The sequence below is a fragment of the Calothrix sp. NIES-3974 genome (assembly GCF_002368395.1).
Lineage (GTDB): Bacteria > Cyanobacteriota > Cyanobacteriia > Cyanobacteriales > Nostocaceae > NIES-3974.
The window spans coordinates 2,702,180-2,722,041 of the sequence record NZ_AP018254.1 but is presented as its reverse complement, the minus strand read 5'-3'; the positions used below and the strand labels follow the sequence as shown (position 1 = coordinate 2,722,041).

Sequence of the window (19,862 nt, the reverse complement as noted above, 5' to 3'; positions counted from 1 at the left end):
CAAAATCGATGTCCCTATTGCCTTTAAGTCGGGAGCGGGTATTGCAAGTGGCGCTGCGAATAGCTGATAAAGATGGGATTGGAGCAGTGTCGATGCGGAAAATTGCCCAGGAACTAGGTGTTCAGGCAATGTCGCTGTACAATCATGTTGTCAATAAGGATGATATATTGGATGGGATTATCGACATGGTGGTGGCTGAAATCGAATTACCCGATCCGAAAATTGATTGGAAAACAGCCATGCGACGACGGGCGATTTCGGCACACACAGTATTGCTGCGTCATCCTTGGGCTGCAATGGCGATGATATCGCGGGTGAATGTGGGGTCAGCCATGTTGCGCTATATCGATGCAACTTTGGGATGTTTGCGGGAAGCTGGTTTTTCCTTCGAGACTGTCGATCATGCTTGGAATGCAATTGATAACCACATTTACGGATTTACACTCCAGGAGTTAAATTTTCCCTTCAAACCGGGGGAGTATGCACAACAAGCAGAAAAGTTTATTTCGCACATTCCGCCGGAGAAATATCCCTACATGAATCGACTTGCCTACTACATCATTGAAGGTCGATATGATGGCTTGCATGATTTTGAATTTGGCTTGGATTTGATTCTCGATGGTTTGGAAAGGTTGCGGGAAAAGCAACAGAACGATAAATAGAAAACATAGAAAATACGGTCAAATTGATTGATTAAGTAGGTAGGTGGTGAAAATTGTCGTTTAAATCAGGGAGTAGAGACGACCCGTCGGGTCTTCTGTACTCCTGAGACGCGATATATCGCGTCTGTACGGGGGTAAGCCTTTTCCCCGAATGATTGGTTATGTTTAATTGCACCTACCTACTTAATTTCCCTTCATCAACGAAAATGGTTGATTTATGCTTTCTGTGACTACCAATTCCACATCACCGGATTTGTATCTAGGTAATCAGTCACCGAACGTCCAATGACATCAATTTGGGCTAAATCCGCAGGATCAAGGTGAATACTTGCTGCACCCGCATTAGAAATTGCTTGTTCTGCATATCTTGCACCAGCGATCGCCTGGGTATTTGGTTGCGCAATTAACCAGGCTAAGGCTAACTGGGCTAAGGTACAGTTATATTTGGCAGCAATCGGACGCAGTTTTTCTACTGCTGTATAGGCTCGTTGGAAATTTTCACCCTGGAATAATTTATTTTGAGAACGGTTATCCTTCGGAGCAAATTGATGTCCAGGGGCAAACTTACCAGTTAATAAACCCTGAGCTAGGGGAGAATAGGCAAGAATGGAAATATTATTTTCAATACAGTATGGCATGGCATCCGTTTCCACGTACCGCCAAAATAAAGAATAGGGAGGTTGCAAACTATCAATGCGTCCATATTGACAGGCTTCCTCTAATTGGGATTTGGAAAAATTTGATACACCAATTGCCCGAATTTTTCCCTGTTTTTTTAAAGTATTCAAAGCCTCCATTGTTTCACTAATCGGAACAATATCCGAACCAAAGGAACCACTGGGCCAATGAATTTGATACAAGTCGATATAATCAGTTTGGAGATTTTGGAGAGAGCGATCGCAGGCGGCAATTACCTCATCATACCGCAAGTGGTTAGCAAATACTTTCGTTGCATACTCCACCCGTTCCCGGATATCAGCTACTGCTTGCGCAACAACCCGTTCTGAATGACCATCACCATACACCTCAGCCGTATCAATGGTGGTGATTCCCGCATCCACAGCAGCACGGATAGCTTGAATCGAATCACTATCTTCAATACCCGTCCACCCCCGCTTACCTGCTTGCCAAGTTCCCATCAGAATCGGACTAATCTGAACTTCGGAAGTTCCTAATCTGCGTTTTTCCATAGCTGCGACCATAAAGTTTATTAACGTTTTTGTCTCAGTATTAACGGACAGTTATATATTGAATTAACAAGTGTTAATCATCACAAATTTTACTTAAGTTTATCGGAAAATCAGACTCTATCGTTTCTGTCTATATGCCCGCATTTCTCACAAAACCCTAAAACTTACAGGGAATTAGGGAGTAGAAGGAAAATTAATCCCTCACTCAAGACTCGTAACTTACTTGTGAAAAATCCGGATATATTCTCCTCAGAAGATGTTTTAAACCACTTCTTGAAGACAGTAAATAGGCTCAAACGGTATATTTTTCGTTATCAACAGATGCGATATGTCGCGTCTCTCCCTTCTCCCGATTCCCTTGTCCCTGTACAGACGACCAAAAAAACGAGCTTGTTAAGTATTAAAATCGACTTGATAAAAAATCCTCTTAATATGAAGAGGAAATAATTGATTGGAAAATTGGAAACACAAATCTACCTAGTATACAGCCATGAAACTCAGCGTTATCATCCCTTGTTTTAACGCCGGTCAAACCATCAGCCAGCAACTAGAGGCATTAACAAAACAAGAATGGTCTCAACCCTGGGAAATAATTATAGCTGATAACGGTTCCACAGATAACACTCGAGAAATCATTCAAGCCTACCAGGACAAACTACCCCATTTACGGTTAATAGACGCATCTGCAAAACGAGGAGCAGCCTATGGGAGGAATGCAGGAGTCAAAGCAGCCCAAGCAGACATGTTAGCATTTTGTGACGCTGACGACGAAGTTGCTCCCGGATGGGTTGCAGCGATGGGAACAGCACTAGGGGAACATGATTTAGTTGGGGGAAGGGATGAACACTGGAAGTTAAACCCAGAATGGTTAGTCAAGGTATACGGTTGTGAAGAGGGGAACGGTATTTATTTTGATCATCCCTTTTTACCATTGTTAAGTGGCAACAATATTGCCGTCAAGCGATCGCTCCATGAAGCAGTGGGTGGTTTTGATGAAAATTTGACCATACTGGATGACGTAGATTATTGTTGGCGAATTCAACAACTAGGAATCAAACCCTACGAAGCCAAAGATGCACTAGTTCATTTTCGACTGCGCGATCGCATTCCCCAAATTTGTCAACGTGCTTGGAAAATGGGAGTTGATGAAGGAAGGTTATATAGAAAACATCGCTCCCAAGGAATGACCCAACCAATTACCTGGAAAACTGTAATCAAGACTACAGGTCTATTTGCTATCCGTCTATTCACCCTCAAAATTCGCGATAAAATCAGCTTGACACAGAATTTAATGGATTTAGCTTGGCGTGGGGGTCAATTACAAGGTTTAATCAAATCATCCACCTGAGTAAAATTGCCAACAGCAATGAGGGAGAAAATCGCCAATCAAAAGTAGGAATTATTGTTCACTGACAACATGACTAAAGTCACAATTAAAACATGACTTTTTGCAATCGTAAAGTTACGCCCAAGGTAGGTATAGTATACATAACTGATGGATAGTAACCATTTTCACCTTTGGTACTATCAAATAACAGGTCAGTGGTTTTAGATAGTCTTTTCGCAATTGCAACAACTGAGGATATGGTCTCAAGGCGGTTTTTAATCGCCTTTTTTCATGCTTGTAAAATTTAACTGAATGTTCGGAAAAATCGCCGAAACAATTGCCATTTCTCCCGGAAAAACTTGCTCATCATCAAACCCCTCAACCCATTCCAAAACCGTCAACTTTTGGGAAACAGGATCAACAATCCAATACTCGGCAATCCCCCGTGCTGCATACTCCGAACGCTTGTGGCGATAATCCCACGTGAATTCGACAGATTCAAAAAACCCCTCTCTAATCCTCTCTCCAAAATGGATACAGGCTTTGGAAAAATTGATTTTTGGTTAAAACCACAGAATTTTCTGCCCCTCTCCGTTCTGCGGAGAGGGGTTGGGGTGAGGTTCATCGAACTCACGTTAATCCCGATTTTCCTGATTCGGACTGACCACCTCAACCACTAACAATGGTGGTGGTATATCCATTGTGGAGTATCGCGCAGCTCCTTTCATCACCGCCGCTAATTCTTCGGAATATATGGTCAAATCCGTTACTCTCACCCCGACTTGCCGACTATTGACAGCAACTTCCGCCTTCATTTTTACCGCAGACCCTAATTATAAAATAAACCTAATCATCAAAAAAAACATCTATATAATCAGCAGCAGCAAAACCAGTTTGACCATTAGTTTTGAGAAAGTATTCCCACTCTTGATAATAATGAGTATCCTCAAAATCAGTTACATCGATAGGTTGCGCAGAGATAGGAAACCTTTTGATTTGACGACCAGCATATCTAGATAAATCCGGAGATGGAAACTTACCAACAGCACCATCCGCTAACAACTGAGAATAACTTTGTCCCGAAAAACTCCAACACACACCTTGAAACTTGACATAAAAACGACGTGGCAAAACTTTTTACTCCCTCCACCAATCTCAACATTTTAAAATTAGAAACTTAAAAAAACCTCACTGAAATCAATCATTTGATTCAGTATTTATTAACTATAGGAATCCCACTTGAATCTTGTTAGGTATACCGGGAAATAAAGCTTTGTATGACAAACTTCGGGATAATTGGTATCTTAAAAAAATCAAATATGATTCCTATATAGCAGTCAAAGTACAGAGTAGAACATTTATCAAGGAGATGGGTCTAAAGCCTCCCCAATCTAAAATATATATCAATCCGCAATCATTCGTCAGAAAACACTTATACGGTTTTGATACCTGACGGGGAGCTTTCGGTAGCAGGGTCAGAAAAAGTATCAAAATTTTCGTGAAATCGTACTGATAAAAATCATTTATTTACAAGCATTCTAGCTCTGATTCATTACCACGTATCATTTACTACTAACATATAAATTTGGCATTCATATTTTAGAAGCATTCTATTCTTCAATTTTCCCTGTTGCACCTCATTCCCAACCCTTAGCCTGACTAGGTATCATAATCAACGACCAGTATGTGACTTCACTGGATGTAATTTCCTGGATGGGAACAATACGCTGATTCGGCATGGTAGCGCGTTCGATATACAAAGCCCGTTCAAATAACCCCGTATCAAGTAAAACTTGACGTACCTTAGCAAAGTGACGACCGAGCTTAATAATCACCGCAGCATCAGCGACAGTAAGGCGAGCTGATAGTATTTCGGTAGGTAGGGTTGCAGGCATAATACTTAATACATCATTGCGGTAGGTGAGGGGAACACCTAAAGCGGAAGCACTAGCTAGGGTGGAGGAGATACCGGGAATAACTTCAGTGGGATATTTACCACAGAGACGACTGTATATATACATAAACGAGCCGTATAAAAAAGGGTCTCCTTCACACAGTACAGCCACATCCCGTCCCCCATCCAGATGTTCGGCAATTTTGGCTGCACCGATGTCATAATAGGGTTGGGATGAGCGTTCCACACTGAAAGGTAACGGCATCGGGATTTCAATTTTGTCTGGACTAATGTATTCGCTGACAATAGCCCTAGCCAAAAATTTGCCATTTTCTAGGGTAGGATAGGCAATCACGGGAACCGCTTTGAGGATACGAACCGCTTTCATGGTTAATAATTCCGGGTCTCCAGGTCCAATTCCTAAACCGTATAACCGACCGCAATTGTGTGCCATACTTAAATTTCTTCCTCTTGGGCGATCGCATTCACAGCCGCAGAGGTAATTGCACTACCACCCCGTCGGCCATGAAGTGTAATATATGGTATACCGCGACTATTGGCCGCAAGTGCTGCTTTACTTTCGGCTGCACCAACGAAACCGACGGGAAATCCTAAAATCAAAGCCGGTTTTGCTGCGCCATGATCTAACATCTCCAATAAATAAAATAACGCAGTTGGTGCATTGCCGATTGCTACTACCGCACCTTCTAAATGCGATCGCCATAATTCTAATGCAGCTGCGGAACGGGTATTTTGCAGTTTTTGCGCTAATTCTTCCACCTGTGGTTCACCCAGGGTACAAATCACCGGATTATTCGCTGGTAAACGTTTACGGGTGATTCCTTCTGCTACCATACGACTATCACATAAAATCGGCGCACCCCCCACAAGGGCATCATACCCCGAACGAACTGCATCTGGAGAGGCTTCTAAATCCTCCACCACGTCCACCATTCCACAAGCATGGATAATTCTGACCGCAACTCGTTCTAGGTCTTTTGGTAAGCCGTTTAAATTTGCTTCTGCACGGATAATTGCAAAGGATTGACGATAGATTTCGTTACCATCTCGAATGTAAGTAGTCATGGGATGTTTGATTTTAGATTTTAGATTTTGGATTAATTCACTGTCATGTAAAAATTACCGATGAATCTCGTAGAGACGCGATATATCGAGTCTTATATTGAGTATATGTTGCAAAAATTTTTGGAATCGGTATTTAGAAGTAGTGGCAGGTATTTTTGATAAATCATACAATACATACCTATGGAAGACCGTATTTTTGCCCCTCTGCACTTCTATTCTTCCTCTTCTTGCTATCTCCCAATCAATTGCCGTAATTCTTCTATTCCATAACAGCTAAGGAATTTTTGAAGGCTTTCCTGGTCATGGTGATGGGTTTGGTAAGTTTGAATAATTTGGGTGAGGAGATGGGTAATTTCTGTGGTATTCAGATTAGTGTATAACTCTTGACCAAATTTTCCCTGATGGCTATCCTTGCCAATGAATATTTTATACTCATCCTTGGCGATACCAACTAGGGTTATATCACTAACACCTTGACTAGCACAGCCTTTTTCACAACCACTAATATGGATTTTCAAGGGATAATTCAGTTTGGGTAAAGTTTGAGCGATATTTTCGGCTTGGGTTTGGGTGTCAATATGGGATGATGCACACCCTTGAGTTCCCGAACAAGCGATTAAACTATGCCAAGGATTTTCTAAATGCCAATCCAATTCCAGTTTTTCCAGCTTTGCTAACACTTCCGAAATTTGCGATCGCATAATATGGGGAATGATCAGATTTTGCCAAGGTGTGAACCGTAGGGTTTCATCCCCATACAAACGAGCGATCGCTGTGACACCCCGAATCTGTTTAGTTGTGAGTTTTCCCAGGGGTAGGACTAAACCAATGTAAACATGTTCTGGTTGCAATTGGTTGTGAATCCCGATATGGTCATAATTATTAGTATGTTGATCTTGTTCCCCTGGAGCTAAATCCAATTTATCTACAGCAATCAAGGAAAATCCTAAATAGGCTGTAACTTTTTGCAAGTATCCATCCACACCCCAATCCGCTAAAACTTGACGTAAACGGTGAGGACGTTGGTTTTGAGGGGGGTTTTCTTGACAATATTGGCGATACACTTGGGTACAGGCTTTGATAACAGGTAATACTTGGTGGGGGGTAATACACAACTGGGTATCTTGATGATTCACATAAACCTGTAAATACCTACTTTGATCCAGAAGGGATTGACGTGCCACCAAAAGAATATCATTATGGCGATCGCGGATTGTCACCTTTTCACCCCCATCCAACCCAATACTGAATTTCGGGGATAACACATCCAATTCCCGATGGCTTTTGAGGTAATGATCTATCTCCCTCACCCATGTACGAGTATCCATCAAAGCCTGTGGATCAATTCCCGCAGTCGGACTAGCCATAATATTTCGCAAAGCGTCTAATTCAACTAGTTCCGCACCCAATCCCCCAAGTTGCAACCTTTGCAAATCATCCAGGGAAATCTCACCACGAATCCCACGAATTTGTACATTCCCACGGTTGGTAATTTGCAACCAACCCTGACCATATCTATCAGCAATTTCCGCCAACAAATAACACTGATGGTAATTTACCATACCACCAGGAATCCGAATTCGTGCCAGCATACCATCCTGTGCCGACACACCGTAAAATAAGCCAGGACAAGCAGTAGACGCGCTTGGCGCAACTTCTCGTCGAGATGCAGCAGTCAGATTCAGCAATTTTCTCCTATCCTCCCCGTGCAACGCAGGGATATTGATGGTGTGTTAGTAACTGTGCCAAAACAGTAATACTAACCCCTAAAATCTGGTGTTCTGACTTCCATCGGTCAATTTAATTAATTCTTCTCACTGACCCTTTGGTTACAGTTGCGGCACAGTCCCGGAATTTCACCGGAGTTTCCCAATCTTAGGTATGCTGACAATACCACAAATATGGATAGGGAAAAATTAATTTTTGGTAATTCCTCACTTGAAAATAGGTGAGTAGGGAGAGACGACCCGTCGGGTCGTCTGTACAGGGAGTAGATATGAGCTATTTTCTTTTTGGGTTGTGTCTAGAGGTATTCTTAATCAGCTATAGCAATCCGATTTCAGTAGTGAAAAATAGCGTGCCGTTGACTGATGACTGTTAACCGTCAACTTTCAACCGTTAACAACCATACATGTAAGATTTCATAAATCCCGCTCGGACTGCGGTAGTTGACTTTATTCTTCGCGGATCAACTATAGTAAAATATTGGCATTATCAAATTATAGGAATAAATGTGTATTTGAAGACATGGTACTGCCAGGTCACGCTAAATGTTGACTATTCCTTTGACTGATTCAGCAAACAGTAGAGACGACCCGTCGGGTCGTCTCTACCATCGTCGGGTCGTCTCCGCTATTACCTCCCTTTCCTCCAACCATTTGAATCGATTTCTATGCACGTTCACAAATTAGAGAATTGGCAACATTCCCACGATTTCTCCGTTGACCACCACCAGGCAGAAAAAAGTACCAGAATCGTCATGATTCTCACGGCGATCGCAATGGTAGCAGAAATTGTGGCGGGAACAATTTTTGGTTCGATGGCTCTGTTGGCTGATGGTTGGCATATGGCTACCCATGTTGCTGCTTTTGGAATTACGGTGTTTGCCTATCAGTATGCTCGTCATCATGCCAAGAATCCGAAGTACAGTTTTGGTACGGGTAAGGTCAGTGTTCTCGGTGGATTTGCGAGTGCAGTAGCCTTGGCTGTGGTGGCTTTGATGATGGGTGTGGAATCCATTACCCGTTTATTTGTACCGGAAAAGATTCAGTTTAATGAAGCGATCGCTGTTGCTGTTATTGGCTTGGTTGTCAATTTAATTAGTGCTTTATTATTACAGGAGCATCACCACCACGACCATCATGAACACCATCACCATCATCATCACGATACTCCACAGGAGTCGCTTCGTGATACTCCACAGGAGTCGCTTCGCGATACTCCACAGGAGTCGCTTCGCGATCGCAATTTACAAGCTGCTTATATTCACGTTTTAGCTGATGCACTCACTTCAGTGTTGGCCATCATTGGTCTATTTGCTGCTAAATATTTGGGGTGGGTATGGATGGATGCAGTTATGGGTTTGGTTGGGGTGATTGTCATCGCCAAATGGGCATCCGGCTTACTTCAGGATACCAGTTTGATATTACTAGATGGCAGCAGCAATAAAAAAACTAAAACTGATATTGTGGATGCCATCGAAGCCGACGCAGATAATCGCGTCACCGACCTCCATCTTTGGTATATCGGCCAAAACCATTTAGCCGCAACTATTTCCCTCGTCACCCACTATCCGCGATCGCCCCACTACTACAAAAACTTACTTAGCCATATCTCCCCTCTCTCCCATGTCATCATCGAAGTCAACCCCTGTGAAGGTGGAGCTTGCTTGGAATTATCACAGAATTGACCGGAAACTAATTGAGGACAGTTTGGAAACTGGCTGAAATCTGTGGAAAATCGAATTTATTTTCTGGTAGGTTGATTTTTATCAACAGAATAGACTTGACTTTTATATAATGGGAATCTGGCTTGTCTCAAAAATTTCGCAAATATCCCATTATGTTATATACAAACTAATTATCCCACAAAAAAGCTCAAAAATATCATCTGTTCACAAAAATTTTCACCACAACCGAATCAAACGATTTTAGAATCTTTTTTTCAGTTAGCGTTGAACCCAAGCGGGAATCAGGCATCCGGACAGTTTGGAAACTGGCTGAAATCTGTGGAAAATCGAATTTATTTTCTGGTAAGTTGATTTTTATCAACAGAATAGACTTGACTTTTATATAATGGGAATCTTGCTGGTCTCAGAAATTTTACAACTATCCCATTATGTTATATACAAACTAATTATCCCACAAAAAAGCTCAAAAATATCATCCATCTCAAAAAAATTCACACAAAGAAATATTTCCAGTACTCCACCACATTAATTTTTAACGTAAATTCGACGGGTTCTAATAACCCCTCTCTTACTTTTGGAGAAAAGCTTGGGAAATATTGATTTTTGGTCAAAACTACAGATTTTCTGCTCCTCTCTGGAGTCGGAGAGAGGTTGGGGTGAAGTTCATCAACTCACATTAATTTTTAATTTTGATTTGATGGGTGGGGAAAAGTTGGTAGTAGCAGCGCTCTATAGCAAACCGCTCCATAGTAAAGCGTTTTCGGAGTTAAAGCCACCAAGCACTACGCAAAATTAATTGTGTACGAGTAATACTGAGTTCAATTTATTCTTATAGCTACATGTAGACTACCCGGAAATAAGAAATCCACCTGTCTTGAATCATCCAAGACAGGTGAGAAATGAGTTTAAAACCTTGCTAAAGGTGATTACATTCCAGAAGGAGAGGAAGGTTGACCAGGTGTGCTACTTCCTGGTAACTGTAGTTGGTCTGCACCCGGTGTCGAAGGAGTACTCGGTTGGGATTCGTTGATTGGATTATTTCCAGGAACTTCGATTTTGGTTTCAGGTTGGGTGCTGTTGTTGTTCACTCCACCAGGATTAGAGGGAGAAGAAGGTTGCTCAGGTGTGCTGCTTTCTGGTGACTGTAGTTGGTCTGCACCAGGTGCAGAAGGAGCGTTTTCTGGAGTTCTGGTTCCAGGAACTTCAATCTTAGTTTCAGGTTTGGTGCTATCGTTATTTACTCCACCGGGGTTAGAAGGAGTAAGATTGCGAGGGTTGCTGGGTGTGGGTTCAGCAGGTGTATTTCCTGGAGTGGTAGAACCACCTGATGGTGAATCAGTAGTTCCACTAGGTGGTGTACTGTCGGGGGTAATCAGTGGTCTTTGTTCCAGGTTGGTCGGATTAGGTGTTTCATTTGCTCCTGGAGGTGTTGAGGGAGTCTCGCTACCAGGGTTAGGAGTACCTTCGGGGGGGTTGGTTGGTATTTCAATACTCTCAGGTCGAGGAGACGCATCAGGAGTTCTGGGAGTGACACTAGGTGTAGATGCAGTACTACCACCCGGACAACGGGAATTTAAGGGGAAATTTTTACACAAAATTTCCATGACATCTGGAGGCAATTCTCGTTCTGCGGATGGGGTGGTTTCTTCCTTATTTTCCTTTTGTAATTCAGGAAATTTGGTGGATTGAGCCATTGCCACATTACTGCTCAATGCTAATGTTAGTGCTGTTCCGAGTAGGGTTAGATATTTTCCCTTCATATATTTTGACCTTCACACCTGAATAGAGATAACTTGGTCAATTAAATCAAACAAATTTGAATATAAAATCTGTCTAAATAGGGATGTATTTTCGGGTTGAGAAAATATTTATGGGTCGATGAAAGTAAATTTTGAATCCTAATAGTTGAAAATCGAATTTATAGACTGATGGTTGATAGCAACACATGGAATTAGAGAATGGAGTGCAACTTTGGAGAAAATAAGTTAATAAAACTACCAACTTAATACGTAAATAACAAAAATAATTACTGATGATTTTTGTAACAATATTAACCAGATGAAATCCCGTGATATATATTATTCTGAATATAAATTTCTCAATCTTTCTCGATCCCAATCTTTGAATTGGCGGAATTGGAACTACGTGTAGCCAGCGCACTTCATCGGGTTATGAGTACAATGGTGAGAGATAAGCATCGCGATCCTCCCACGGGGAGTGGCTGTTGCGCCATCTCAAACAGAAGCAGCGCGACCTGCGTCTACGCAGTTTTCCCAATTCGTCAGTAATCACCGTGATGTGAATTGCCCATGAGTTCCCCCCAACCCCCACAAAAGCCGAAAACCTTGCTTGGTCAACTGACCCAAGCAGTACATACGATTCAAGCTCGTGTCGATTTCTCCAAGTTGGCACTAAAGCCGAATGCGCGAGTTCCCGAACTTTGGGTACAAGATGCAGGAGCAGCTCAAGCGGAAGTTTATCCTTTGTTGGGCGATCGCTATGTACTGGGTCGTAGTTCCAAGTCCTGTGATATCGTCGTTCGCAATCCCGTGGTCAGTCAAATCCATTTATCCTTGTCGCGGGATTCGACCCAAGGTCAAAGTGTATTTTCCATCAAGGACGAAAATTCCACCAATGGGATTTACCGTGGTAAACGTCGAATCACAACCTTAGAATTGCGTCACGGTGATATTTTAACCCTGGGACCACCGGAATTAGCTGCGTCGGTCAAGTTACAGTACCATGACCCCCCACCTTGGTATGTAAAAGCTGCTACTTGGACTACCTACGGTGTGGCGGGTGTAACAGCCTTACTAGCTTTGGTGGTGGGGGTTGAGTCCTTGCGGGTGCGTGTCCGTCCTTTACCTACTGCTACCCGCGCTCCTGTGGTAATTTTTGCCCGTGATGGGGTGACTCCCCTGCGGGAACCCCGTAATATCTCCCACCAAGATTTGGCAACCCTAGCGGATTTTGGTCGCTATATTCCTAATGCGGTGATTGCTTCCGAGGATAGTCGTTTCCATTGGCATATCGGTGTTGACCCGTTAGGGGTAGCAAGGGCATTATTGATTAATACCCGTAGTGGCGATGTCCAGCAGGGTGCAAGTACGGTGACTCAGCAGGTAGCCAGAAGTTTATTTCCTGAGTATGTGGGAAGACAGGATTCCTTGGGACGTAAATTCCGGGAAGCGGTGGTGGCTTTGAAGTTGGAGTTTTTTTACAGCAAGGACGAGATTCTCCGTACTTACTTAAATCGGGTTTTCCTGGGTGCTGATGTGTTTGGCTTTGAAGATGCGGCCAAATATTATTTTGATTTATCAGCAAAGGAATTAAATTTAGCTCAATCTGCGACTTTGGTGGCCATCTTACCTGCACCGAATGCCTTTGATTATTGCGGTTCTGGACGGTTTAAAACCATTGAGTTTCGCAACCGGGTTTTGCGACGGATGCTGGAAATGCGGAAAATCTCCCAGGAGGAATATAATACAGCGCGGCGATCGCCTGTGGGTATTAGTGCTAAAGTTTGTGAACAACAGGCGAATACAATTGCTCCCTATTTTTATAATTATGTGTTTCAGGAACTACAGCAGATATTGGGGGAGGAGTTAGCACGGGAGGGAAATTTTATTATCGAAACCCAGCTTGACCCGACGATGCAAAAACAGGCAGAAACCGCTCTCAATAATGCCATACAAACGGAAGGTCGCAGACTCAGGTTTTCCCAGGGAGCCATTGTCACCCTTGACTCCAGTAATGGGGCAATATTAGCAATGGTGGGGGGGACGGACTTTCGTACCAGTCAATTCAATCGCGCTGTCCAAGCTCAACGTCAACCCGGTTCCACCTTTAAAATTTTTGCCTTCAGTGCAGCCTTAGCCCAAGGTATCCCCACCACCCGTGCTTATTCCTGTGATTCCCTTTTTTGGGGGGGGTTTCGCTATCGTCCCTGTCGCACAACTACGGGGAGCATGACCATGCGTACAGGGTTAGCCCTATCGGAAAACCCCATTGCCTTACGGATTGCGCAACAAGTAGGCTTAGATCGGGTTGTCCAGGAAGCTAGACGTATGGGAGTCAAATCTCCCCTTGACCCGGTACCCGGTTTGATTTTAGGGCAAAGTGTCGTCAATGTGTTGGAGATGACAGGTTCCTTTGCCAGTATTGCCAATAATGGTTTGTGGAACCGTCCCCATGCCATTAGTCGGATTTTGGATAGTGGTGACTGTCGCGATCGCAATGACTTAAAAACCTGTCGGGTGATTTATTCCTTTGACCGCGACCCGGATGCTAACCGTCGTGTTCTCAGCACCAATGTGGCTAATACCATGACTAGTATGTTACAGGATGTTGTCACCTCTGGAACCGGACGCGCTGCAAGTATTGGTCAAGGAGAAGCAGGAAAAACCGGGACAACCGATCGAAATGTAGACCTGTGGTTTATTGGTTTTGTCCCCGGTCGGAGACTAACCACGGGAATTTGGCTGGGTAACGATGATAATTCCCCTACTAATGGTAGCAGTGCCCAAGCTGCTAGTTTATGGGGTAATTATATGCGACGCATTGCTCGTTGACATACTCCCCGCGTTAAAAGTGGGGAGATTCTGGGTTCAAGCAACAGTTGCAGGCTAGACCCGTCTTACACTATCTCGCCCAACAGACTGCCGTCCCTGCCTGTTTTCCATATTCTATCAGAAAGCCGTCTTAGAAAGACGGGGCTTTTAACCCATTTAATTTATTTGGTAAGTTGAACCTTGTCGCTCATCTCTCGCCGAGAATCTTCTTTGTGTCCAATCGCTCTCAGTAAGTCATCTAAGATAGCATAGACAGTTTTAGCATAATCCCCTCCGTTTTTGTTCCTGGAGGGGATTTTACTGATGGAAGCGATCGCGTTCTCAAGTAACCCGCAACTTGGGTTAATATGGGTTCCCACCCGGAGGGTAGGAACCAGTTAGATTGCCAATCCTTCCTAGCCTCTGGTTTCCCTGCTCTGCGGGGGAATTCCCAACTAGAGGCTCTGCCTCCAGATTACCATGAGGCGGAGCCTCCTAATATGGGTTCCCACACGGAGGGTGGGAACCAGTTACAGACCACTAGTTAATTAATGGGTTCCTGGTTGGGGACTTCCAGAAAATAAAATATCCTGTAGTTTGAGCTTTTTGCTTGAAAAGCCCGGTAGGGATGCCTGTTCCATAATCAAAAATCGGGATTAACCTTAGACAAATTTCCGGGTAAATTCACACATCAAATCTACTCTACCTTTGCGTAACATGGCTGGGTCTAGTCTTTCGGTTGTATTGCAGGTCATGAGTATAACTAGACGCTGCCGAGAATGAATTCCCGATTCGTCAATTACGCTTTGATAAACTGTGCCATCTAGTAAGCTGAGGATATGTTCGGTTTTGTTGTTTGACTGGGCAACCTCATAGGCACGGTTTTGGGCCAGATTATCAGCTTCATTAATAATAATACAAATTCGTTCCAAATAGGTGGGGGGAATGAAATTTGCGATCGCATCGTGGTCTAGGATAAAAATTACGTATCCGAGGGCGACTAAAATTTCTTTGGCAACAGCTTGAGTCCAAGCGGTCTTACCGGTTCCTGGTTCCCCATGTACAAGGACTGCAAGTTGATGTTGATTTAACACCGCAGTTTGAACGGCATCTGTAAAATTTTGAATCTCTGGGGAAAAACTACGAATTTCAAAGTCCGCATGGACTTTTCCCACCCGACTTTGATATCCACTCAACATCACGGCTAAGTTATAGGTGGCTTTATTAATAAAGGGTGCTAGGTTTTTCGCCATCAGAGAATAGTGTCGCCGACCTCGGTCGTAGGGGTCAATTTGCAACCAAACATCATGTTGTTTCCAATAGGCGTAAACGCTATTAATCACATCTAGGCGTTCCCAAGTGGTGAATTTTTCAATGGGAAAATAAAATTCCCGCTCGCCATAATACTGGGTAATAATATCCGGTTTACCTAATAGTTCTAAAACCCGTAAAACGGTAATTTCCTGCAACCGATTCAAGACATAATCAATGGGAATACTGCTACGACTTACCATCTGGGAAATGGGTGTTTCTGTACCCAGTACTTCTGCATAACGATGGTTGGGGGTCGAAGGATCAGGTGTAATATAATTCCAATATTTATCGAGTTCGCCACGGGTATAATCAGATGTTAAATTTAGCAGATTTGCCCACCAAGAATATCCACGACGACCTAGCGCATCTGCATAATAACTTGCCAAATTTAAACTTTTTTGGGTAAACTCTTGGGTATCATTTACTAATACATGAAAAAAATAATTAAAATCAAAATCTCGACGCAATGGTCGCCAACCACTCATCAACAGATTGTTGCGACTACGCGATGATGCCCCATAATCATTGTTACCCGAATAATAATCAAAATCCATACTAATCACATATTAAACATTCTTAATTGACAAGCGCGGAAATATTTACTACCCACCGATTGGGAAAGTTGTAAAAAGGTTGCTTGGCATTTTACGCCTATTCTGACACTTTTAACCCTAATTGCCAACGCTGATACCATTTTAGACCCTGAATCTAATTAGTACAAAAGACACCTCAGAGGATGTTTTAAAATTTGATTTTAATACTTGAATTATCGTTTTTGGGAATGGGAAGAGATGCGACATGTCACGTCTGTACTCTCGAAGGAAAAATCAGCTTTATAACCCCATCTCCAGAGTCAGGACGATAGTCAAAATAGCGATAATTAATACTTGACAAACAACCTCTCAACTTTATACTTCTGCTGTGTTTTACTCAGTAGGTAGGTGCAATTAAACATAAAACCACAATGTAACCCATCATTCGGCGAAAAGCCTTACTCCTGTACAGACGGGATATATCGCGTCTCTCCCTGTACAGTCTTAGTAAATTAGATGTTTGTGAATCTAATTACTGCAATTATCTCTCAAATCACCTTTACCTGTTAGTTTTTGTAGTTTTTCATAATACATTGTATTACAGAATAAAGATAAATGTCTACTATTTAATCTGTCAAGGGAAGTGAAAGTGGTGAAGATGCGATCGCAATTAGTGTAGAATTTTGGGATGCTCATGCCAATTATCGCAGGTAGTGAATTGACATGGACTCCTAGGACGTAGCGTCTTTGGTTATGATTGAGAGGGAGGCAATCCACATATCCTCTGGCTGAGAATAATAATCAATTGCTTGAACTTGGTAGCAATATTGTTGGGATTGAAGGGTAAGGATAATGCGATCGCCGCGCTCAATATTAGCACCGTACCCGGTCATATAAGCCTGTTGTGGTGTTTCCCCTGCTTCCCAAATATAATCCTTGCCACATTCATACTTGGTAAAATCGTGGGTACGGGGTTGTCCTTCCTGGGGAGAAGGAAAATAACGATGAATCAGCGATCGCAACATCAAACCTAGTTTTTGTAATCCTGATATATTCGTTGACATAATCTCTCGGTAAAATTAAATCGTCGAGCGTCACCTATCTTGGTTTGTTTGATCGGATTCCAGTAGTTGACTAATTTTGCGAGCAGTTTCCTGGTGTCGATCGGTGATCCAAGTGAATTATGTTGCACGGCTTTTAATTAGGCAATGAAAAATGCATTATTTTGAGCATTAGAAGCAGTTCTGCTGTAGCCATAACACTAGAAATTAGAAACAAGTAATAATTCTTCTACAATTTTAAGTCCATTATTCCTGATTTTCCCTTGAATTCGTTGGAGTACATGCAATACGGTACGGTGCTTCCACCTTTAGATTTCGTGATGGGCTAATCGATCACACTTTTCTGGCAATCAATGACAATAGGGCTGGGTTTACTGCAAGCACCGACAGCATCATCGAGATTACGGGATTTAGAGGTAATTTAAACAACCTGAGTCTTATTTAAAGTGGGTACTCCTACGGAGGATTTTGCTACGACGGATTCAAATAACCCCTCTCCAATCCTTTCTCTTTTTGGAGAGAGACTTTGAAAGCATTGGTTCACACACTTTTTGACTATCTCGTCCCCATGCTCCGCGTAGGGACGCTTTTCACGAGGGCTACTGCCTCAAATCAGGAAGCAGAGTTAAAGAACACTGTATCAAGAGCCAGTGTCTGGGAACAAGTTTATGGTTAAAACTATTCCCTATTCCTGTACAGACGCGACATGTCCCATCTCTTCCCTGCTCTCTACCCTCACAAAAAGACTTTTTCCGCAGACCCTACATTTGAACTTTCACGGTCTTGTTATTTTAGTCCCAAAATTGAATTTACCAGAAAATTTCCAAATAAAGGGTTGACATAACCCGGAAGATTGTTGTTATATTATAAAGTGTCAAAAACGTTGGGGCGTCGCCAAGTGGTAAGGCAGCGGGTTTTGGTTCCGCCATCCCTAGGTTCGAATCCTAGCGCCCCAGTATTAAGGAGTAGTTATGTGAACTACTCTTTTTGTTTAGGGTCTGCTGTTCACGTGCAAGCGCGCTAGCTGTAAAAGTCTTTTCGTGAGGGTAGGTAATCGGTACAGACGCGACATGTCCCATCTGTACAGGAATAGTTTTAACCCAACAATTCCACTTGATTATCGGCTCTAAAAAATTACAGATACAAGGTTTTTTGAGCTTCTATGCACTCATTTGGAAAGCACTTTTGGCGACTCATACCAATTCTCTAAATGTTGACTACAGATAAAACTTTCCAGTACATAAGTTCTTCCTGTAATCGAGGCAATAACCTCCTGCCATAGTGCCTCTTAGCTCCAAAAATTCTGACTACAGAAATTATCTCCTATCTGTAGTCCTATTTTCAAGAATTGGTATAAAATAGCCTCAATGGCTGACAAGATATTCCCAAGTCAAGGGGTATAGCTTTTAAGTCGCAAACCTCAATCGCGCTTCTAACTAACACCGGGAAAAACCAGAAAAACAGCAGCATCATCGTCTTTTCCCAATTCCCTACTCCCCATTCCCTTTGACAATCGAAATCGGTTCACCATCCCGGAGTCTAGCTAGATTGGAAACAATTACTTTTTCTCCCGGTTGTAGTCCATCCTGAATTTGATAGTTATCACCTTGGAGAGAACCGAGTTTGACTTTTCTTTGTCGAGCGACGAATCGGTTTTGTGGTTGGGACTCGCTGACGTAGACAAAGGGTTCTTTGGCGATCGCATTCACCGCGTTGCGGGGAATAAGTACTCCTGGGTAGGATTTCCAGATTATCCGGGTACGGATAAAGTTGGGTGCTTCTAGTTCTGCAGAAGAGTTTTGATAGATTGCTGTGACTAAAATCGATTCCTGGGAATTTTGCTGATGGTTAGCAATGGTAACTACCCGACTAGTTCCCACTGGTTTCCCTTGGTCGTTGAGGATTTGGATGGTCATCCCCGGTCGAAGTTGCTCCCGTCGATTTGCTGGGATATAAATTTGTAGTTTTAGGGGACTGGTTTGTGTAAGGGTAGCTAATTGGTCATCACGGTTGATAATATCACCGACTTTGGTTTGCAGGGAGAGGAGATTTCCGGTGAAGGGTGCTTTGATATAGTAAGTTGGTGGAGGGGAACTCTCCGGATTTGGGTTTTGTTTGCGGTTTTGCTTTCGCAATTGTATTTTGGACTCGACTTGAGCTAATTTGGTTTGAGCGGTTTTGAGTTTACGGAGAAAATTGTCGCGGATGTCTCCGGAAACCTCACCTTGAGCAACTAACTTTGTATACTTGTCGAATTGGCGTTGATAAAAATTAACATCTGCACGACGGGATGCTTGTTCTGCTTCTAAAACACTGATGGTTGCTAGTTGATTGTCAAAATTAGAATTGGAATTTACCACGGAGGGGTGATTTTTCTGAGGGGAAGAGACAAATTTAACTAAACCTTGGGGATCTATTTGAAACATGGGTGTCCCTTTGGGAATCCGCTCTCCAGGTTGCACAAAAACTTGAGTGACAATTCCTGATGTGGGTGGTTTGATAATTTGCGATCGCCCTACTTCTAAGTTCCCGATAAATTCCGTACTTTCTTCTATTTTTGCTGTTGTGACTGTAACTAAGTTAACGGGTATTTCTCCGATTTCTCTGATGTTGGGAGTCCCAGAATTGACCGTCAAAATCAAGAATAATCCACCTATTCCCCCACCTCCCATCATCAATATCCCGATCCACCGCCATAACCACTTTGGTAAAGTATTTGCTGGGGATAAATTGGAAGAAATTGGTGTGGGTGGAAATGGGGGTATATTACCTTGTGTCTGCTGATGGGTTTGAGGATTTAAAGGTGGCATATGATGAATGGAATTTTGAAGGGAGG

The 19,862-nt window shown here is 42.9% G+C and carries 15 protein-coding genes, 1 tRNA gene, 1 pseudogene and 1 riboswitch; of the genes and pseudogenes, 6 read left to right on the top strand and 11 right to left on the bottom strand.

The window, feature by feature from the left end; genetic code table 11:
• Positions 1-8: 8 nt before the first annotated feature.
• Positions 9-662: a TetR/AcrR family transcriptional regulator gene (locus CDC37_RS10785; protein ID WP_096621874.1), complete on the top strand. Its 654-nt coding sequence runs from the start codon at positions 9-11 to the stop codon at positions 660-662.
• Positions 663-892: 230 nt separating this feature from the next.
• Here the strand turns inward: CDC37_RS10785 and CDC37_RS10780 are convergent, their stop codons facing one another.
• Entirely contained in the window at positions 893-1,852 is a 960-nt protein-coding gene (locus CDC37_RS10780; RefSeq protein WP_096626079.1) for an aldo/keto reductase, read from the bottom strand.
• 490 nt (positions 1,853-2,342) lie between these two features.
• On the opposite strand from CDC37_RS10780, the gene CDC37_RS10775 reads away from it, so the two are divergent.
• The gene (locus tag CDC37_RS10775) at positions 2,343-3,200 is read left to right on the top strand and encodes a glycosyltransferase (RefSeq protein ID WP_096621872.1); all 858 of its coding nucleotides are present in this window, start codon (positions 2,343-2,345) and stop codon (positions 3,198-3,200) included.
• 254 nt (positions 3,201-3,454) lie between these two features.
• Here the strand turns inward: CDC37_RS10775 and CDC37_RS10770 are convergent.
• From CDC37_RS10770 to cobG, 6 genes and pseudogenes are all read right to left on the bottom strand, one after another.
• A pseudogene (locus CDC37_RS10770) lies at positions 3,455-3,658 on the bottom strand (Uma2 family endonuclease); the annotation flags it as partial.
• 156 nt (positions 3,659-3,814) lie between these two features.
• Complete coding sequence (locus CDC37_RS10765; RefSeq protein ID WP_442861074.1) at positions 3,815-3,994, bottom strand: hypothetical protein; 180 nt, start codon at positions 3,992-3,994, stop codon at positions 3,815-3,817.
• 31 nt (positions 3,995-4,025) lie between these two features.
• Positions 4,026-4,310: a hypothetical protein gene (locus tag CDC37_RS10760; RefSeq protein ID WP_096621871.1), complete on the bottom strand. Its 285-nt coding sequence runs from the start codon at positions 4,308-4,310 to the stop codon at positions 4,026-4,028.
• 506 nt (positions 4,311-4,816) lie between these two features.
• Complete coding sequence (locus CDC37_RS10755; protein WP_096621869.1) at positions 4,817-5,527, bottom strand: precorrin-2 C(20)-methyltransferase; 711 nt, start codon at positions 5,525-5,527, stop codon at positions 4,817-4,819.
• 2 nt (positions 5,528-5,529) lie between these two features.
• Positions 5,530-6,159: a precorrin-8X methylmutase gene (locus tag CDC37_RS10750; RefSeq protein WP_096621868.1), complete on the bottom strand. Its 630-nt coding sequence runs from the start codon at positions 6,157-6,159 to the stop codon at positions 5,530-5,532.
• Positions 6,160-6,389: 230 nt separating this feature from the next.
• Complete coding sequence (gene cobG / locus CDC37_RS10745) at positions 6,390-7,847, bottom strand: precorrin-3B synthase (RefSeq protein ID WP_157780713.1); 1,458 nt, start codon at positions 7,845-7,847, stop codon at positions 6,390-6,392.
• Between the two features lie 66 nt (positions 7,848-7,913).
• A riboswitch (cobalamin riboswitch) is annotated at positions 7,914-8,078 on the bottom strand.
• A gap of 473 nt (positions 8,079-8,551) precedes the next feature.
• Between cobG and dmeF the strand changes: the two genes are divergently transcribed.
• Positions 8,552-9,568, top strand: a complete 1,017-nt coding sequence (gene dmeF, locus CDC37_RS10740; RefSeq protein ID WP_096621865.1) for a CDF family Co(II)/Ni(II) efflux transporter DmeF — start codon at positions 8,552-8,554, stop codon at positions 9,566-9,568.
• A 926-nt stretch (positions 9,569-10,494) separates the two neighbouring features.
• On the opposite strand, the gene CDC37_RS10735 is transcribed toward dmeF, so the two are convergent.
• Positions 10,495-11,328 carry a hypothetical protein gene (locus tag CDC37_RS10735; RefSeq protein WP_197707056.1) on the bottom strand — a complete coding sequence of 278 codons (834 nt, stop codon included), beginning with the start codon at positions 11,326-11,328 and terminating at the stop codon, positions 10,495-10,497.
• A gap of 549 nt (positions 11,329-11,877) precedes the next feature.
• Here CDC37_RS10735 and CDC37_RS10730 point away from each other — a divergent pair.
• Positions 11,878-14,139 (top strand): transglycosylase domain-containing protein, encoded by a 2,262-nt coding sequence (locus CDC37_RS10730; RefSeq protein ID WP_096621863.1) that lies wholly within the window; start codon positions 11,878-11,880, stop codon positions 14,137-14,139.
• A 641-nt stretch (positions 14,140-14,780) separates the two neighbouring features.
• On the opposite strand, the gene CDC37_RS10720 is transcribed toward CDC37_RS10730, so the two are convergent.
• Together CDC37_RS10720 and CDC37_RS10715 are read right to left on the bottom strand one after the other, a co-directional pair.
• The gene (locus tag CDC37_RS10720; RefSeq protein WP_096621860.1) at positions 14,781-15,986 is read right to left on the bottom strand and encodes an AAA family ATPase; all 1,206 of its coding nucleotides are present in this window, start codon (positions 15,984-15,986) and stop codon (positions 14,781-14,783) included.
• 710 nt (positions 15,987-16,696) lie between these two features.
• Complete coding sequence (locus tag CDC37_RS10715) at positions 16,697-17,029, bottom strand: hypothetical protein (RefSeq protein WP_157780712.1); 333 nt, start codon at positions 17,027-17,029, stop codon at positions 16,697-16,699.
• 283 nt (positions 17,030-17,312) lie between these two features.
• Between CDC37_RS10715 and CDC37_RS25760 the strand changes: the two genes are divergently transcribed.
• Entirely contained in the window at positions 17,313-17,471 is a 159-nt protein-coding gene (locus tag CDC37_RS25760) for a bluetail domain-containing putative surface protein (protein WP_442861090.1), read from the top strand.
• 439 nt (positions 17,472-17,910) lie between these two features.
• Positions 17,911-17,982: transfer RNA gene (locus tag CDC37_RS10710), tRNA-Gln, on the top strand.
• Positions 17,983-18,516: 534 nt separating this feature from the next.
• Here CDC37_RS10710 and CDC37_RS10705 read toward each other — a convergent pair.
• Positions 18,517-19,836, bottom strand: a complete 1,320-nt coding sequence (locus CDC37_RS10705) for an efflux RND transporter periplasmic adaptor subunit (protein ID WP_096621857.1) — start codon at positions 19,834-19,836, stop codon at positions 18,517-18,519.
• Positions 19,837-19,862: the final 26 nt, after the last annotated feature.

Coding starts and splice junctions, on each gene's coding strand:
- CDC37_RS10780 (WP_096626079.1), bottom strand. CDS start 1,852: ATGGAAAAACGCAGATTAGGAACTTCCGAAGTTCAGATTAGTCCGATT.
- CDC37_RS10750 (WP_096621868.1), bottom strand. CDS start 6,159: ATGACTACTTACATTCGAGATGGTAACGAAATCTATCGTCAATCCTTT.
- CDC37_RS10775 (WP_096621872.1), top strand. CDS start 2,343: ATGAAACTCAGCGTTATCATCCCTTGTTTTAACGCCGGTCAAACCATC.
- CDC37_RS10755 (WP_096621869.1), bottom strand. CDS start 5,527: ATGGCACACAATTGCGGTCGGTTATACGGTTTAGGAATTGGACCTGGA.
- CDC37_RS10715 (WP_157780712.1), bottom strand. CDS start 17,029: ATGTCAACGAATATATCAGGATTACAAAAACTAGGTTTGATGTTGCGA.
- CDC37_RS10735 (WP_197707056.1), bottom strand. CDS start 11,328: ATGAAGGGAAAATATCTAACCCTACTCGGAACAGCACTAACATTAGCA.
- CDC37_RS10785 (WP_096621874.1), top strand. CDS start 9: ATGTCCCTATTGCCTTTAAGTCGGGAGCGGGTATTGCAAGTGGCGCTG.
- CDC37_RS10705 (WP_096621857.1), bottom strand. CDS start 19,836: ATGCCACCTTTAAATCCTCAAACCCATCAGCAGACACAAGGTAATATA.
- CDC37_RS10765 (WP_442861074.1), bottom strand. CDS start 3,994: ATGAAGGCGGAAGTTGCTGTCAATAGTCGGCAAGTCGGGGTGAGAGTA.
- CDC37_RS10730 (WP_096621863.1), top strand. CDS start 11,878: ATGAGTTCCCCCCAACCCCCACAAAAGCCGAAAACCTTGCTTGGTCAA.
- CDC37_RS10720 (WP_096621860.1), bottom strand. CDS start 15,986: ATGGATTTTGATTATTATTCGGGTAACAATGATTATGGGGCATCATCG.
- dmeF (WP_096621865.1), top strand. CDS start 8,552: ATGCACGTTCACAAATTAGAGAATTGGCAACATTCCCACGATTTCTCC.